Origin of the sequence: Agromyces subbeticus DSM 16689, assembly GCF_000421565.1 — a bacterium.
In the GTDB taxonomy this organism is placed as follows: Bacteria; Actinomycetota; Actinomycetes; order Actinomycetales; family Microbacteriaceae; genus Agromyces; species Agromyces subbeticus.
On the sequence record NZ_ATXG01000001.1, the window covers coordinates 1 to 14,772 of the forward strand.

Annotated in this window: 14 protein-coding genes; 6 read left to right on the top strand and 8 right to left on the bottom strand. The window is 70.7% G+C overall.

The window, feature by feature from the left end; all coding sequences use genetic code 11:
* On the top strand, window positions 1-672 hold a 672-nt coding region (locus H521_RS24740), incomplete at its 5' end, for a helix-turn-helix transcriptional regulator (RefSeq protein ID WP_022890977.1).
* Window positions 673-694: 22 nt separating this feature from the next.
* On the opposite strand, the gene H521_RS0100010 is transcribed toward H521_RS24740, so the two are convergent.
* Both H521_RS0100010 and H521_RS0100015 read right to left on the bottom strand, forming a co-directional pair.
* Window positions 695-1,111, bottom strand: coding sequence for an META domain-containing protein (locus tag H521_RS0100010; RefSeq protein WP_022890978.1), 417 nt, complete (start codon window positions 1,109-1,111; stop codon window positions 695-697).
* A 25-nt stretch (window positions 1,112-1,136) separates the two neighbouring features.
* A complete protein-coding gene (locus H521_RS0100015) occupies window positions 1,137-2,090 on the bottom strand; it encodes a LysR family transcriptional regulator (protein WP_022890979.1) in 954 nt (317 codons plus the stop codon).
* 154 nt (window positions 2,091-2,244) lie between these two features.
* Between H521_RS0100015 and H521_RS0100020 the strand changes: the two genes are divergently transcribed.
* Window positions 2,245-5,877 (top strand): proline dehydrogenase family protein, encoded by a 3,633-nt coding sequence (locus tag H521_RS0100020; protein ID WP_022890980.1) that lies wholly within the window; start codon window positions 2,245-2,247, stop codon window positions 5,875-5,877.
* Window positions 5,878-5,959: 82 nt separating this feature from the next.
* On the opposite strand, the gene H521_RS0100025 is transcribed toward H521_RS0100020, so the two are convergent.
* Entirely contained in the window at window positions 5,960-6,457 is a 498-nt protein-coding gene (locus H521_RS0100025; RefSeq protein WP_022890981.1) for an ATP-dependent zinc protease family protein, read from the bottom strand.
* Window positions 6,458-6,482: 25 nt separating this feature from the next.
* On the opposite strand from H521_RS0100025, the gene H521_RS0100030 reads away from it, so the two are divergent.
* Window positions 6,483-7,673: a RimK family alpha-L-glutamate ligase gene (locus H521_RS0100030; protein WP_022890982.1), complete on the top strand. Its 1,191-nt coding sequence runs from the start codon at window positions 6,483-6,485 to the stop codon at window positions 7,671-7,673.
* Between the two features lie 31 nt (window positions 7,674-7,704).
* Here H521_RS0100030 and H521_RS0100035 read toward each other — a convergent pair whose 3' ends face one another.
* The 3 genes from H521_RS0100035 to H521_RS0100045 all read right to left on the bottom strand — a co-directional run bounded on the left by H521_RS0100035 (window position 7,705) and on the right by H521_RS0100045 (window position 9,538).
* Window positions 7,705-8,070: a GntR family transcriptional regulator gene (locus H521_RS0100035; RefSeq protein WP_022890983.1), complete on the bottom strand. Its 366-nt coding sequence runs from the start codon at window positions 8,068-8,070 to the stop codon at window positions 7,705-7,707.
* On the bottom strand, window positions 8,067-9,035 hold the full coding sequence (locus H521_RS0100040; RefSeq protein ID WP_022890984.1) for a hypothetical protein: 969 nt from the start codon (window positions 9,033-9,035) through the stop codon (window positions 8,067-8,069). The genes H521_RS0100035 and H521_RS0100040 overlap by 4 nt, the downstream gene beginning before the upstream one ends.
* Window positions 9,036-9,100: 65 nt before the next feature.
* Entirely contained in the window at window positions 9,101-9,538 is a 438-nt protein-coding gene (locus H521_RS0100045; RefSeq protein ID WP_022890985.1) for an Lrp/AsnC family transcriptional regulator, read from the bottom strand.
* A 211-nt stretch (window positions 9,539-9,749) separates the two neighbouring features.
* Here H521_RS0100045 and H521_RS0100050 point away from each other — a divergent pair, with 211 nt between their 5' ends.
* Complete coding sequence (locus tag H521_RS0100050) at window positions 9,750-10,550, top strand: LLM class F420-dependent oxidoreductase (RefSeq protein ID WP_026481709.1); 801 nt, start codon at window positions 9,750-9,752, stop codon at window positions 10,548-10,550.
* A 52-nt stretch (window positions 10,551-10,602) separates the two neighbouring features.
* Here the strand turns inward: H521_RS0100050 and H521_RS0100055 are convergent, their stop codons facing one another.
* Both H521_RS0100055 and H521_RS0100060 read right to left on the bottom strand, forming a co-directional pair.
* Window positions 10,603-11,409, bottom strand: a complete 807-nt coding sequence (locus H521_RS0100055) for a hypothetical protein (RefSeq protein ID WP_022890987.1) — start codon at window positions 11,407-11,409, stop codon at window positions 10,603-10,605.
* Window positions 11,406-12,251 carry a hypothetical protein gene (locus H521_RS0100060; RefSeq protein ID WP_022890988.1) on the bottom strand — a complete coding sequence of 282 codons (846 nt, stop codon included), beginning with the start codon at window positions 12,249-12,251 and terminating at the stop codon, window positions 11,406-11,408. Before H521_RS0100060 ends, H521_RS0100055 begins: the two co-directional genes overlap by 4 nt.
* 452 nt (window positions 12,252-12,703) lie before the next feature.
* Between H521_RS0100060 and ddaH the strand changes: the two genes are divergently transcribed.
* Together ddaH and rocD are read left to right on the top strand one after the other, a co-directional pair.
* Window positions 12,704-13,489, top strand: a complete 786-nt coding sequence (gene ddaH, locus H521_RS0100065; RefSeq protein WP_245560925.1) for a dimethylargininase — start codon at window positions 12,704-12,706, stop codon at window positions 13,487-13,489.
* Window positions 13,486-14,766: an ornithine--oxo-acid transaminase gene (rocD, locus tag H521_RS0100070; RefSeq protein WP_022890990.1), complete on the top strand. Its 1,281-nt coding sequence runs from the start codon at window positions 13,486-13,488 to the stop codon at window positions 14,764-14,766. Before ddaH ends, rocD begins: the two co-directional genes overlap by 4 nt.
* Window positions 14,767-14,772: the final 6 nt, after the last annotated feature.

Here is a 14,772-nt window from a genome sequence, read left to right on the forward strand (position 1 = left end):
CTCGAGCAGGTGCTGCCACCCGCCCTCCGGCGGCGCATCGAGGCGCTGCAGTCGCACGCGGCCGTCGGCGTCGGCGGCCCCGGTTCCGCACGCTCGGGTCGGCCGGCACCCGAGATCGACACCGATTTGCTCGGCCTGCTCGCGCTCGGGTGCCGCGACTCCGAGCGGCTGCGCTTCACGTACACGGATGCCGCGGGCGAGTCGTCGTCGCGAGTGGTCGAGCCGTACCGGCTCGTGCCGGTCGCCCGCCGCTGGTACCTGCTCGCGTGGGACCGGCAGCGCGACGACTGGCGCACCTTCCGCCTCGACCGCATCAGCGACCTGTTCCAGACACGGGTGCAGTTCGAGCCCCGGCCGATGACCGATGAGCAGGCGCGCGACCGTGTCGAGACCGCACTGCGCTGGCGGAGCCGCAACGTCACGGCACGGGCGATCGTCGACCTGCCGCGCGCCTCGCTCGCCGAGCACCTCGGCTGGTACGGCCGGGAGCTTGTCGCGATCGATGCCGAGACGTGCGCCTGGCCACTCGAGGCCGAGACCGCTGAAGCGCTGACGATGGCACTGATCTGGATCCCGCGCGGCGTGAGTTACCGACTCGATGCGTCTCCCGAGGTGCTCGAACTCGTCGCCGCGATGGGCGAGCGGATCGCCGCGGCATCCGTCAGGGCGTAGCTCGCCGGTCGCCCGTGCTCGGCTACTCCGTGCGCGGCAAGGTCCCGATCTCGGCGCCCGACTTGTCGAAGACGGTGAGGGTGTCGCCCGAGATCGTGCCGGTCGCGAGGTTCGAGAGCCATGTGTCGACGTCTTGGCACATCATGCGGGTCGAGGCGACGTCGGCGAAGGCGATCGGGCTGCCATCGGCGTGATCTCCTGTGTGCTCGTCCGCGTTCCACGAGCCCGTCAGGCGGTTGCAGCCGTCGGTGCCGGTCAGCTTGCCGTCGGCCGACAGCACGAGCGAGGGCTCGCTCGTCATCGAGGTGTCGCCCCACGTGCCAGCGGGGTCGGCCGCTGCCGGGGAATCCGGGCCGGCGTTGCCCGCGCATGCCGCGAGCACCGTGGTAGCGAGCACGATCATTCCGACGGCGGCCCAGCGATGCATCGTTCGCGACATGGGCACAGCGTACCCAGCCGCTCGTTCACCGGCCCGAAGGCGTGGCCGTTGCGCGCGCCGCGCGAGCGAGCGCATCGCGGCAGGCGACGACCGCCGGCCGGGCCGCTGCGGCGTGCCGGGTCGAGGTGAAGACCTCGCGCTCGGGGTGCCCCGGCAGGTCGACGAGGGTCACGCTCGGCGTCTCGCCCGCCCACACGAGGTCGGGCAGCAGACCCACCGCGTTGCCCGACCGGATCAGCCGGATGTGCGCCATCAGGTCGGCCGTCTCGAAGCGTACGTCGGGCTCGAAACCGGCCTCGCGGCAGAGCTGCTCGGCCCAGTCGCGCGATGCCGTGCCCTCGGGTTCGAGTACCCAGGGCATCGTCGCGGCGGCCAGCAGCGAGGTCTCGATACGCTCGCTGGCGCTCGCTACTCGACCGGCGGGGGTGGCGCGTCGCGACGACGGATGGGGCGGCAGGGCGAGCCGGATGGTGTCGGCGACGAGGTGCACGCGGTCGAGCTCGTCGCGGTGCGCACGGGTGTGGGCGGGATACTGCTCGGCGATCACGAGGTCGAAGTCGCGCGCCGAGACCTCGAAGAGCCCGACATCGGGCTCGCGCTCGGTGACCTCGACCCGCAGTGCGGGGTGCTCGGCGCGCAACAGGGTGAGCGCCTGCGGCACCACGGCATGCGCCGCCGACTGGAACACCGCGATGCGCACCGTGCCGCCGACCGTCGTGAGCGACCGCGCCACCTCGGACTCGGCCTCTTCGAGCCGGTCGAGCACGGCGCGGGCGTGGCCGACGAGCACTTCGGCCTGCGGGGTCAGCTGCACCCGGCGCCCGACCTGCACGAGCAACGGCACCCCGGCCTCGCGCTCGAGTTGGCTGAGCTGCTGCGACACCGAAGACGGGCTGTACGAGAGCGCTTCGGCGACCGACGAGAGGGTGCCACGATCGCTCAGTTCGACGAGCAGTCGCAGGCGTCGTACGTCGAGCATGGGCACCTCCGCGGCATCCGCTGATCTTTCGGTTCTTCCGAACAGTATCGTTCAGATTCATTCGCTTTACCGAACGGATGTCCCCGGCGCATACTGAACCCGACAGGCGCGCTTCCCCGGCGCGCACGAAGCAAAGGACAGTACCCTCGTGACCATGTCGAACGCCGCCACGGACGCCCGGCCGAACACCGATCACGTCGTCGCCCTCGTGCGCCGCTGGCTCGCCGAGAGCGCTGAGCACCCCGTCGATCCCGCCGCCGAGCGGCTCGCCGGCGTGCTGAAAGACCCCCGTGGCCTCGACTTCACCGTCGGGTTCGTCGACGGGGTCATGCGGCCCGAAGACCTCGGCGTGGCCGGGCGCAACCTCGAGCAGGTCGCGAAGCTCACGCCGAAGTTCCTGCCGTGGTATCTGAAGGCCGCGATCCGGGTCGGAGGCGTGGTCGCGCCGGTGCTGCCGTGGATCGTGATTCCGATCGCGCGCCGGGTGCTGCGCGCGATGGTCGGCCACCTCGTGCTCGACGCCACGCCCGACAAGCTCGGCCCCGCCATCGCGACCCTGCGCGAGTCGGGCAACCGGCTGAACCTCAACCTGCTCGGCGAGGCCGTGCTCGGCGAGGAGGAAGCCGACCGTCGCCTCTCGGGCACCTTCGAGTTCCTCGCCCGCGACGACGTCGACTACGTGTCGATCAAGGTCTCGAGCGTCGTCAGCCAGCTGTCGATGTGGTCGTTCGACGAGGCCGTCGCCAAGGTCGTCGCGAAGCTCACGCCGCTCTACGAGCTCGCCGCCAAGAGCCGCACGCCGAAGTTCATCAACCTCGACATGGAGGAGTACCGCGACCTCGACCTGACGATCGCGGTCTTCACGACCCTGCTCGACCAGCCGCAGCTCCGCGGCCTCGAGGCCGGCATCGTGCTGCAGACCTACCTGCCCGACGCGCTCGGTGCGATGCAGGAGCTCACGGCCTGGGCGAAGAACCGCCGCGCGGCCGACGGTGCGCCGATCAAGGTGCGCGTCGTCAAGGGCGCGAACCTCGCCATGGAGCACGTCGACGCGGCCGTGCACGGCTGGCCGCTCGCGACCTACGACTCCAAGCAGGACTCCGACACGAACTACAAGCGCGTGCTCGACTGGTCGATGACCCCCGAGCGCACCGATGCCGTCAAGCTCGGCGTCGCCGGCCACAACCTCTTCGACGTCGCCCACGCGTGGCTCACCGCGCGCGAGCGCGGGGTCGAGTCGCGCGTCGAGTTCGAGATGCTGCTCGGCATGGCGACCGGCCAGGCCGAGGCCGTGCGCCGCGACGTCGGCAACCTGCTGCTCTATACGCCGGTCGTCAACCCGAGCGAGTTCGACGTTGCGATCGCCTACCTCATCCGCCGGCTCGAAGAGAACGCGAGCCAAGACAACTTCATGTCGGCCGTGTTCGAGCTGAGCTCGAGCGAACCCCTATTCCAACGCGAGCAGGCGCGCTACCTGGCGTCGCTCGCCGAACTCGAGACGCCCGTCGCGACGGCACCCGCGCCGAACCGCACGCAGAACCGGCGCACCGAATGGAACGACGAGGCGCTCGCCGCCGCGATGAACGTGCCCGACGCGCCCGCACCCGGCACGGAGCACGAGCACGACCCGTCGCTCACGAGCGTCGTGCTCGGCATCACTCGCGGCTCCGTCGGCGACGATGCATCCGAACTGACGGATGCTGCGGCATCCGCTGACCGCTCGACGACGGGCCTCGGTGGCCCGGGCGCGACGCCCGGCTTCCGCAACGAACCCGACACCGACCCGGCTCTCGCGGCGAACCGCGAGTGGGGCCGTCGCATTCTCGAGCGGGTGCCCACCTCGCGGCTCGGTGTCGACACGATCGCCGCGGCACGCATCGACGACGCCGCGACCCTCGAGCGGGCCATCCAGACGGTCGCCGCTCGTGGCCGGGCCTGGGGCGAGCTTCCCGGTGCCGAGCGCGCCGCCGTGCTGCACCGCGCCGGCTACGCGCTCGCCGCGAACCGCGACCGCCTGATCGAGGTCATGGCGGCCGAGACGGGCAAGACGATCGCCGAGTCCGACCCCGAGATCAGCGAGGCGATCGACTTCGCCCACTACTACGCCGAGCGCGCCCGCGAGCTCGACCACGTGCAGGGCGCGATCTTCGTGCCGTCGCGCCTGACGGTCGTCACCCCGCCCTGGAACTTCCCGGTCGCGATCCCCGCCGGCGGCGTGCTCTCCGCGCTCGCCGCGGGCTCGGGCGTCATCATCAAGCCCGCGAAGCTCGCCCAGCGCTCGGGCGCCGTCATGGTCGAGGCGCTGTGGGAGGCCGGCATCCCGCGCGAGCTGCTCACCCTCGTCGACATCGGCGAGCGCGAACTCGGCCGCGAGCTGGTCTCGCACCCGGCCGTCGACCGGGTCATCCTCACCGGCGCGTACGAGACGGCGCAGCTGTTCCGGTCGTTCCGCAACGACCTGCCGCTGCTCGCCGAGACGAGCGGCAAGAACGCGATCATCGTCACCCCGTCGGCCGACCTCGACCTCGCGGCATCCGACGTCGTGAAGAGCGCCTTCGGGCACGCGGGCCAGAAGTGCTCGGCCGCCTCGCTCGTGATCCTCGTGGGCTCGGTCGCGAAGTCCGAGCGGTTCCGCCGCCAGCTCGTCGACGCGGCCACCTCGTTGTGGGTCGGCTGGCCCGAGCAGGCGACGAGCCAGATGGGCCCGATCGTCGAGCCCGCGAACGGCAAGCTGCTGCACGCGCTCACCCAGCTCGGCATCGGCGAGGAGTGGCTCGTCGAGCCCAAGCGCCTCGACGACAGCGGCCGGCTCTGGTCGCCCGGCATCCGCACCGGCGTCGCGCCCGGCTCCTACTTCCACCTCACGGAGTTCTTCGGCCCCGTGCTAGGCGTGATGCACGCGAAGGACCTCGACGAGGCGATCCGCCTGCAGAACGCCGTCGATTACGGCCTCACCGCGGGCCTGCACTCGCTCGACCCCGACGAGCTCGCGACCTGGTTCGACCGGGTCGAAGCGGGCAACCTCTACGTCAACCGCGGCATCACCGGCGCGATCGTGCAGCGTCAGCCGTTCGGCGGCTGGAAGCGCTCGGCCGTCGGCGCCGGCGCGAAGGCGGGTGGGCCCAACTATCTCTTCGGCCTGGGGGAGTGGCTGCCGCAGCACGGCACCTCGTCGAGCACGCTGCACCTGCGCGGGCTCGAGAAGCGGGTCGCCGAGCTCATCGAGGCCTCGCAATCAGCGCTCGACTACGAGTCGTTCGACGTGCTGCGCCGGTCTGCCCTCTCCGACGAACTCGCGTGGGCCGAGGAGTACGGCGTCGTGAAGGACGTCTCGGGCGTCGGCGCCGAGCGCAACCTCTTCCGCTACCGCTCGCTGCCCGTGACCGTGCGTATCGGCCAGCAGGCGACGCTCGCCGAGGGGCTGCGGGTCATCGCGGCCGGGTTGCTCGCGAAGTCGGCGCTGTCGGTCTCGACGGCGGTCGAGCTGCCGAAAGGCGTGCGCACCCTGCTCGCGGCGCGCGACATCCGCATCGTGCGCGAAGACGACGCCGCGTGGCTCGCGCGTGCCGCGAAGCGCGGCATGTCGACCCCTCGCGTGAGACTCGTGGGCGGCGGGGCATCCGCTCTCGCAGAGGCGCTCGGCGGCACGCCGGATGTCGCAGTGTGGTCGCACCCCGTGACACCCTCGGGTCGCGTGGAGCTGCTGCCGTTCCTGCACGAGCAGGCGATCTCGATCACGAACCACCGCTTCGGCAACCCGACGACGATCTCCGACGGGGTCATCTGAGGCGACTTCGCCGGTCGAGTAGGCCGCCCGCGGCCGTATCGAGACCCTTTGAACTGGGTCTCGATTCGCTCGCTGGCGCTCGCTACTCGACCGGCGGTGGCACGGCGCGGCCGCGATTGCGGCGACGGATGCCCCGTGGGGCGCGCCCGCCGACGAACGAGCGCGCCGAGTCGACGATGAAGCCCTGGCGCAGTGCCTCGCGGCCGATGAGCATGCGGAAGCCCATCTCGTCGCGGTTCGTGAGCGTCACTTCAGCGGTCATCGTGCGGTCGAGGAGCACGACGTGCATGAGCACGACGATGCGCTCTTCGGTGTGACCCGACGAGCTGCGCACCGAGCGGCGGTCGTGCACGGGGCACTCGACGACGACGGCGTCTTCGTCGGAGTTCTGCCACGGGTGCACGCCGAACCGCACGCTCGGCACGTCGTCGCGGCGAAGCTCTTCGAGGTCGAACGCGTGCAACGACGAGGTGCGCGCACCGGTGTCGAGCTTCGCCTTGATCCACGGCACCCCGGCTCCGGGCAGGCTCACCCATTCGCGCCATCCCGCGATGGTGTTTGAATAGACGGGCTCTCCCACTCGACCATCTTTGCAGGGGCTGACGATGAAACTTGCGATCCTCTCGCGCGCCCCTCAGGCGTACTCCACCCAGCGGCTTCGCACGGCCGCACAGCAGCGGGGGCACGAGGTGAAGGTGCTCGACACCCTGCGCTTCGCGATCGACCTGTCGGGGCCAGAGCCCGACCTGCAGTACCGCGGCCGGCGGCTCTCCGACTACGACGCGATCCTGCCGCGCATCGGCAACTCGGTCACGTACTTCGGCACCGCCGTCGTGCGGCAGTTCGAGCAGATGGACGTCTACACGCCCAACACCGCCAACGGCATCACGAACTCGCGCGACAAGCTGCGGGCCAACCAGATCCTCTCGCGCCACAACATCGGCATGCCCGCCACGGCGTTCGTGCGCAATCGCGCCGACGTGCGCCCCGCGATCGAGCGGGTCGGCGGCGCGCCCGTCGTCATCAAGCTGCTCGAGGGCACGCAGGGCATCGGCGTCATCCTCGCCCCCGAGGTCAAGGTCGCCGAGGCGATCATCGAGACCCTGCACTCGACGAAGCAGAACGTGCTGATCCAGCGCTTCATCAAAGAGAGCCGCGGCCGCGACATCCGTGCCCTCGTCGTCGGCGACCGGGTCGTCGCCGCGATGCGTCGCAGCGCGAGCGGCGACGAGTTCCGCTCGAACGTGCACCGCGGGGGCACCGTCGAGTCCGTCGAGCTGACGCCCGAGTACGAGCAGGCGGCGGTGCGCTCGGCGCAGATCATGGGCCTGCGGGTGGCGGGCGTCGACATGCTCGAGGGTGACGGCGGCCCCCTCGTGATGGAGGTCAACTCCTCGCCGGGGCTGCAGGGCATCGAATCGGCCACGAAGCTCGACGTCGCGGGCGCGATCATCGACCACATCGCGAACCAGGTGGGCTTTCCCGAGATCGACGTGCGCCAGCGGCTCACCGTGTCGACTGGCTACGGCGTGGCCGAGCTCGTCGTGCACGGCAACGCCGACCTCGTGGGCACGACGCTCGGCGACTCCGGCCTCTGGGAGCGCGACATCACGGTGCTCACGCTGCACCGCGGCACGACCGTCATCCCGAACCCGCGCAAGGGCGTGGTGCTCGAGGGCGAAGACCGCCTGCTCTGCTTCGGCAAGCTCGAAGAGATGCGATCGATGATCCCCGAGCGCCGCCGTCGCCGGGCGAAGGTGCGCAAGCTGCCGAAGCAGCCGATTCCCGACGAGTGAGGGCGGCCCGACGCCGCGAACGGCGGTCGGATCAGGTGCCGGGCCGCAGGGCGGCGCGCACGATCGCGAGCGCGTGTTCGGCGTCGAGGCCGAGCTGCGCGATGCGTTCGGCGTAGGCGGATGCCGCGAGCTGCGCCTGCTGCTCGGTCGGGTCCCCGGTCGCCGAGACGAACGAGCCGTTGCGCCCGCGCGTCTCGATGACGCCGTCGCGCTCGAGCTCGCGGTAGGCGCGCGCCACCGTGTTGGCGGCGAGGCCGAGCTCGGTCGCGAGCGTGCGCACGGGCGGCAGCCGCACGCCGGCCACGAGCGTGCCGGCGCGCACGCCGTCGATCACGGCCCGACGCAACTGCTCATACGGCGGAACGGATGACTCGGGGTCGAGTTCGAGCAGCATCATGCGCCCTCGGGCGAGGGCGCCGGTGGCGCCACGGCCGCCGAACCGTATGCGGGTGGCTTCGTCTCGGCGTACTGCGCCGGCCAGAGGCGCTTGAGGTAGTAGCGAGCCGGCTCCATCGCGATCGAGACGATGGCGACGACCATCAGCGCGATCAGCGTGGCGTATGTGATGACGCTCCCGACGACCTGCCCGATCGTGCTTGCGAACGCCGGCAAGTCGGGAATGGCGAAGATCGATGCGACGACGGTGATGCCGCCGGCCATGAGCGGAACCGAGACGAGGTCGCGGAGCGTCTGGGCGCGCAACGCGTCGTCCCAGCGGAGCAGCTGCTCGCTCACGGCAGGCTGCGGTCGCGACACGAGTGCCGACGAGACCCACTCGGCGCCGGCCAGCGCTGCGATCGCTGCGGCGGCCGTGACGCCGATGAACAGTCGGGTTTCCGGGGGAGTCGGCATGATGGCGGCGGCGACGGCCAGCAGCCCACCGAAGCCCACGAAGATGCGAGCCCCGACACGCTCGATCGGCGCGACGTAGTCGGCCACGGTCGGTCGAGGCAGGCGTGCGATGCGGGCACCGTGGCGCTGCACCTCGGGCGGTGCGGGCAGGATCGAGATCGCAGTGCCGATGCCCCGCCCGGCGAGCACGAGCCCGGCGAGCACGAGCCCGGAGACCGGCGAGACGGTCGCACCCCATGCGTGTTGGGCGGTCAGAGCGCCGTTCAGCACGAGCAGCACGCCGATGCCGGCTGCCACGACCATTCCGAGTGCACCCCAACCCGCACGGATTCGGAGCCGCGCGGCGATCGTGCGTTCGAGCTCGACATCGCCGTCGAGAGGCAGCCCGACAGTGCGTGCGAAGCGTCCGATGCTCGAGGGCCGTGACATCCACAGCGGAGTGGCGGCGCCGATGACGACGAAGGCCGTCAGCATGCCGAGCAGAGACCATTCGGCCGATTCGAGGGACATGCTGTTAATGTATTACTACAAACCTGCGCCGTCAAGCTCGAGCGCCTCTTCGCCCGATGACCGGGTCAGTCGCGGTTGCGGTTGACCAGGCGCGAGAGCACGATCGCGCTGCGGGTGTGGTCGACGTTCGGGGCCACGCGCACCCGCTCGAGCGCGTCCTCGAGCGAGGCGATGTCGCGGGCTCGCATGTGCACGATGGCGTCGGCGCTGCCGGTCACCGTGCCCGCGTAGACGACCTCTGGCACGCCCTGCAGGATGCGCTGCAACTCGTCGGGCGCAACGGTTCCGCGGCAGAACAGCTCGACGTAGGCCTCGGTCGACATGCCGTCGACGGCGGGGTCGACCTGGATGGTGAACGAGCGGATGACACCGTCGGCGACCAAGCGGTCGACGCGCCGCTTGACGGCCGAAGCGGAGAGGCCCACCGACGACCCGATGTCGCCGTACCCGGCACGGGAGTTCTGCCGCAGCAGGTCGAGGATGGCGCGGTCGAGGTTGTCCATCCTCGGATTGTATGTCGATCGGTTGCGTCGAGGCGCGATATGACGCAGTTTTCATGCGCCCCTTGACGCAGATGATCCGTTGTGCGTGCCTGAGCGGCCCGTGCCGGGTGCACCGCAGCACGCGGGCGGCAGCCTGACATGGAGGCGGCCTCGCGCCGCGGCGTCCGCTCGACGATACGCGCCTGAAACGCGCCGCCCATAGGCTGAGCGGATGTCTCTCCATACCCCCGTGCGTCTCGGTGTGCAGGTGCAGCCCCAGCACGCGCAGTACACCGCCATTCGCGACACCGTGCTTCGCCTCGAAGACCTCGGCGTCGACATCGTCTTCAACTGGGACCACTTCTTTCCGCTCAGCGGCGACCGCGAGGGCCTGCATTTCGAGGCCTGGACGATGCTCGGTGCGTGGGCCGAGCAGACCGAGCGCGTCGAGTTCGGCTCGCTCGTCAGCTGCAACTCGTATCGAAACGCCGACCTGCAGGCCGACATGGCCCGCACGATCGACCACATCAGCGCGAAGGGCGGCACCGGGCGCTTCATCTTCGGCACGGGCGCGGGCTGGTTCGAGCGCGACTACGACGAGTACGGCTACGAGTTCGGCACCCCGGGTTCACGGCTCAGGGCGCTCGCCGGGGCGCTGCCTCGCATCGAGGAGCGCTGGCAGAAGCTCAACCCGGCGCCGACGCGCGACATCCCGATCATGATCGGCGGCAAGGGCGAGCAGAAGACGCTGCGCATCGTCGCCGAGCACGCCGACATCTGGCACTCCTTCGTCGAGCCCACCGAGCTGGCGCACAAGCTCGACGTTCTTCGGCGTTGGGGCGACGAGGTCGGGCGGGATGTCTCGGAGATCACCGTCTCGAACGAGCTCGACCGCAGCGGCGTCGACGTCGAGCACGCCGACGCCCTCTTCGCGGCCGGCGTGCGTCTCTTCACGATCGGAATCGGCGGGCCCGACTACTCGCTCGACGCGGTGAAGCGCTGGCTCGCCTGGCGGGACGCGAAGAACGGCTGAGCGCTCACTGCGAGCCGGTTGCGCAGCCGCCGGCTGCGCAACCGCGGGCCACTCAACCGGCGGCCGACACGATCAATGTTCCGTCGGCCTGCCAGATCACGTCGAAGGTCGGGGTCGCGCCGCTGCTCGACCAGCCCACGTTCAGTCCGTCATGCGGGAACCGGCCGTCTGACGTGCAGGTCGCTGCTCCGCCGAGGTCGCCGCCCATCGTGAGGATGAGGCAGTACTCGGAGTCATCGCGGCCGGCGAAGACGCGCGAGCCATCGGAGCGAGTCGCGAGCAGACGGGTCTCGATCGCACCGTTGCCGAAGTCGGGAACCAGGGTGGCCGGAGGCACGTCGGCGTCCGTCGCGGGCCGAAGGAACACCGCAGCGGCGGCCGACCCCGCTGCAACCGGCTGTGATGCCAGGAACTCGGCTTGCGTGCGCGGGCCCGGGAAGGGCGTTGCCGAGGCTGCGGTCTCGGACGCGGCGCGATCGGCGTCGGCCGCGGCCTCACGCGCGCCCAGTTGCCAGCCCGCGAGCACACCGATCACGAGTGCCGCGGCGGCCGCGATGATCGCGCGGCGAACCCACGACGGGCGCTCGACGGCGGGGCCCTCGGTGAAGTCGGCAGCACTGCCGGCGGTCGTGCCGGCGGATGCGTCGACGGATGTGCCCGCGGATGCATCGCCGGGCATGCTCGTCGACGGGCGAACCGGGCTGAGCTCACCGGTTCCGTCCGTCTCCGCAGGCTGCCCGGGTGAGGTCAGCGCGACCAACTCGCGGGCGGCCTCGGCGCGCTCCGAGTCGGAGGCGCCGGTGCCGGTGCCGTAGACGATGCGCTGCAGGTGGGCGAGCCGATCGCTCTCGGGCTTCACTGCTCGTTCTCCGGGTCGTATTCGGGGGTCGGCGGGGTCTCCTGCCGCGAGCCCATCTCGCCGAGCTTGACGGTGCCGTTCGGACGCCAGTGCACGACGGCCTGTGCCGCTGCAGCCTCGTTCCACGCGATGACCCTGAGGCCGCTGCTGTCGACCATCCCGAGAGAACTGCAGGTCGGCGTTCCGTTCATGATCCCCGCTGGGGCGGGGTAGAGGGCGATCAGGCAGATCTCGGCACCCCGCGTCGCGCCGTAGACGAGAAGCCCGTCGGGTCGGGAGAGCAGCAGACGCACGCTTGCGGCATCGAGTTCGAACGTCGCCGCCCAAGCCGGATCGAGCAGGTCTGCGTCGGTCGCGGCACGGTCGAACACCGCTGTCATGGGCGCATCCACCACCTCCACCATGCCGCCGGCAGCCTCATCGTCTGAGGAGATGTCCGGCGGCAGTGCCGGCGCGGTTGCCGTCAGCGGAGCCTCCGAAGGCGTCGGGTCCGTCGCCGACGCCGCCGGCCCGCCGAGCTGCCAGCCGATGGCGAGGCCGACCGCGAGCGCGGCTGCCGCGGCGCCGATCACCCAGCGCAGCTCGTGAGTGCGCGGCCTGCTCGACGGCGCCGCCTGTACACGAGCTGCCGATGCCATCGAGGTCGCCGCAGTCCTCGACCCATCGGCGGCCTCGCCGGCGATGACCGGTTGCTGGTCGGGTGCGGCCGACTGCAGACTCGCGAGCTCGGCAGCGGCCCCGGCACGTTCCGACGCCGACGAGCCGGGGCCGTAGAGGCGTTGCTGCAGCCGTGCGATGCGCTCGTCTCGGCCGACCTCATCGTCGTGCGCAGACTCCGCCATGCCGGCCCCTGTCGTTCGTCCGGCGGATCGCGATCGAGACGGCGATCCGGTCGGTCTTCAGGATGCCTCAGTCGATCGTCAGCGGCAACTCCCGCCGAAGACGCTCGAGTCGCGACATCCGCCGGCCTTCCCTCGCACGAAAACGGTGCGCAGACGGCGAACGAGCACGAAAGTTGCGCTCGACGCCGCCAACCGTGCCGCGATTCCGTCCACACTGGAAGAGGCGTCTCGACGGCGGCGAAACCCGAACGTCGTCGTCGGGGCTCGGGAGAGCGACCTGGTCCGCCGGTTTGCACTCAGCGGATGCCGCGAGCCTCGGCCCGCGGCATCCGCTCAACTCTCGAAGGAGTGAGATGTCGACGGTGGTCGAGACCGGCGAGCAGCCCGGCGAACGCCCTGCGCAGCAGCCCGGCACGAGGCCCGAGCGGCGTGCCACCGGCCGTAGCGTGCTGATGTGCCGCCCAGAGCACTTCACCGTGGCGTATCGCATCAACCCGTGGATGAATCCCGCGATGCCGACGAACACGAGCCTCGCGCTCGCGCAGTGGCAGGTGCTCTACGACACCTACGAGCGCCTGGGCTACGAGATCGAGCTCATCGACCCGATCACGGGGCTGCCCGACATGGTCTACGCCGCGAACGGCGGGTTCGTCATCGACGGCATCGCCTACGGCGCGAGCTTCACACACCCCGAACGGCAGCCCGAAGGCCCGGCCTACATGCAGTGGTTCGCGGAGGCCGGCTTCGACGTGCGCGAGCCGGTCGAGGTCAACGAGGGCGAGGGCGACTTCCTGCTGGTCGGCGACACGATCCTCGCCGGCACCGGGTTTCGCAGCCACTCGCGCTCGCACGATGAACTCACCAAGATCTTCGGGCGCGAGGTCGTGACGCTCCGCCTCGTGAACCCGAGCTTCTACCACCTCGACACCGCGGTCGCCGTGCTCGATGCCACGCCCGGTCAAGAGCACATCGCCTACCTGCCGAGCGCGTTCGACGAGGCATCCGTCGCCCTGCTTCGCGAGCGTTACCCCGACGCGATCATCGCCACCGAGACGGATGCCGCGGTGCTCGGCCTCAACGCGTTCAGCGACGGCCGCAATGTGGTGATCGCGTCGCGCGCGGCCGACTTCTCGCGGCAGTTGCGCGAGCACGGCTACCACCCGATCGGCGTCGACCTCTCCGAGCTGCTGCTCGGCGGCGGCGGCGTCAAGTGCTGCACCTTGGAGTTGCGCCGATGAACACGAACACGTCAACGATCACGACGGCCGCCGCCGCGACCGCGCCCGAGACGGTCGCAGAGACCGCAAGCGAGGCCGCCATCGCGATCGAGTCAGAGCACGCTGCGCACAACTACCACCCGCTGCCGGTCGTCGTGGCGTCGGGCGAAGGCGCTTGGGTGACGGATGTCGAGGGGCGCCGGTATCTCGACTGCCTCGCCGCCTACTCGGCCGTGAACTTCGGCCACGGCAACGCGAGGCTCGTCGAGGCGGCGCGCGAGCAGCTCGGGCGCATCACCCTGACGAGCCGCGCGTTTCACAATGACCGGCTCGGGCCGTTCGTCACCGAGCTCGCGGCGCTCTGCGGCAAGCAGATGGTGCTGCCGATGAACACGGGCGCCGAGGCCGTCGAGTCGGGCATCAAGGTCGCGCGCGCGTGGGGCTACCGCGTGAAGGGCGTGGCAGCGGATGCCGCGAACATCGTCGTCATGGCCGGCAACTTCCACGGCCGCACGACGACCATCGTCTCGTTCAGCGACGACCCCGACGCGCGAACGGACTTCGGGCCGTTCACCCCGGGCTTCCGCACCGTGCCCTACGGCGATGCCGCCGCCCTCGAGACCGCCATCGACGAGAACACGGTCGCCGTGCTGCTCGAGCCGATCCAGGGCGAGGCCGGCATCGTCGTGCCGCCGCCCGGCTACCTGCCCGCGGTGCGAGGCATCTGCACCGACCGAAACGTGCTCATGATCGCCGACGAGATCCAGTCGGGGCTCGGCCGGGTCGGCGCGACGTTCGCGTGCGACCTCGTCGGCGTCGTGCCCGACCTCTACCTGCTGGGCAAGGCGCTCGGCGGCGGCATCGTTCCCGTCTCGGCGGTCGTCGGCGACCGAGACGTGCTCGGTGTGCTGCAGCCGGGCGAGCACGGCTCGACGTTCGGCGGCAACCCGCTCGCGGCGGCCGTGGGGCTCGAGGTAGTGCGCATGCTCGCGACGGGCGAGCCGCAGCAGCGCGCACGCGAACTCGGCGCGCACCTGCATGAGCGCCTGCTCGCGCTGCTCGGCCGTGGGGTCGTCGCCGTGCGGGGTGCCGGGCTCTGGGCCGGCATCGATATCGACCCCGCGCTCGCGAGTGGCCGCGAAGTCTGCGAGGCGCTCATGCGTCGCGGTGTGCTCGCGAAGGACACGCACGGCTCGACGATTCGGCTCGCGCCGCCGATCGTCGTCGAGCAGGCTGACCTCGACTGGGCCGTCGAGCAGCTCGAGGCGGTGCTCGGCGAGTTCGCCGTGCGGGAGTAGCCCCTT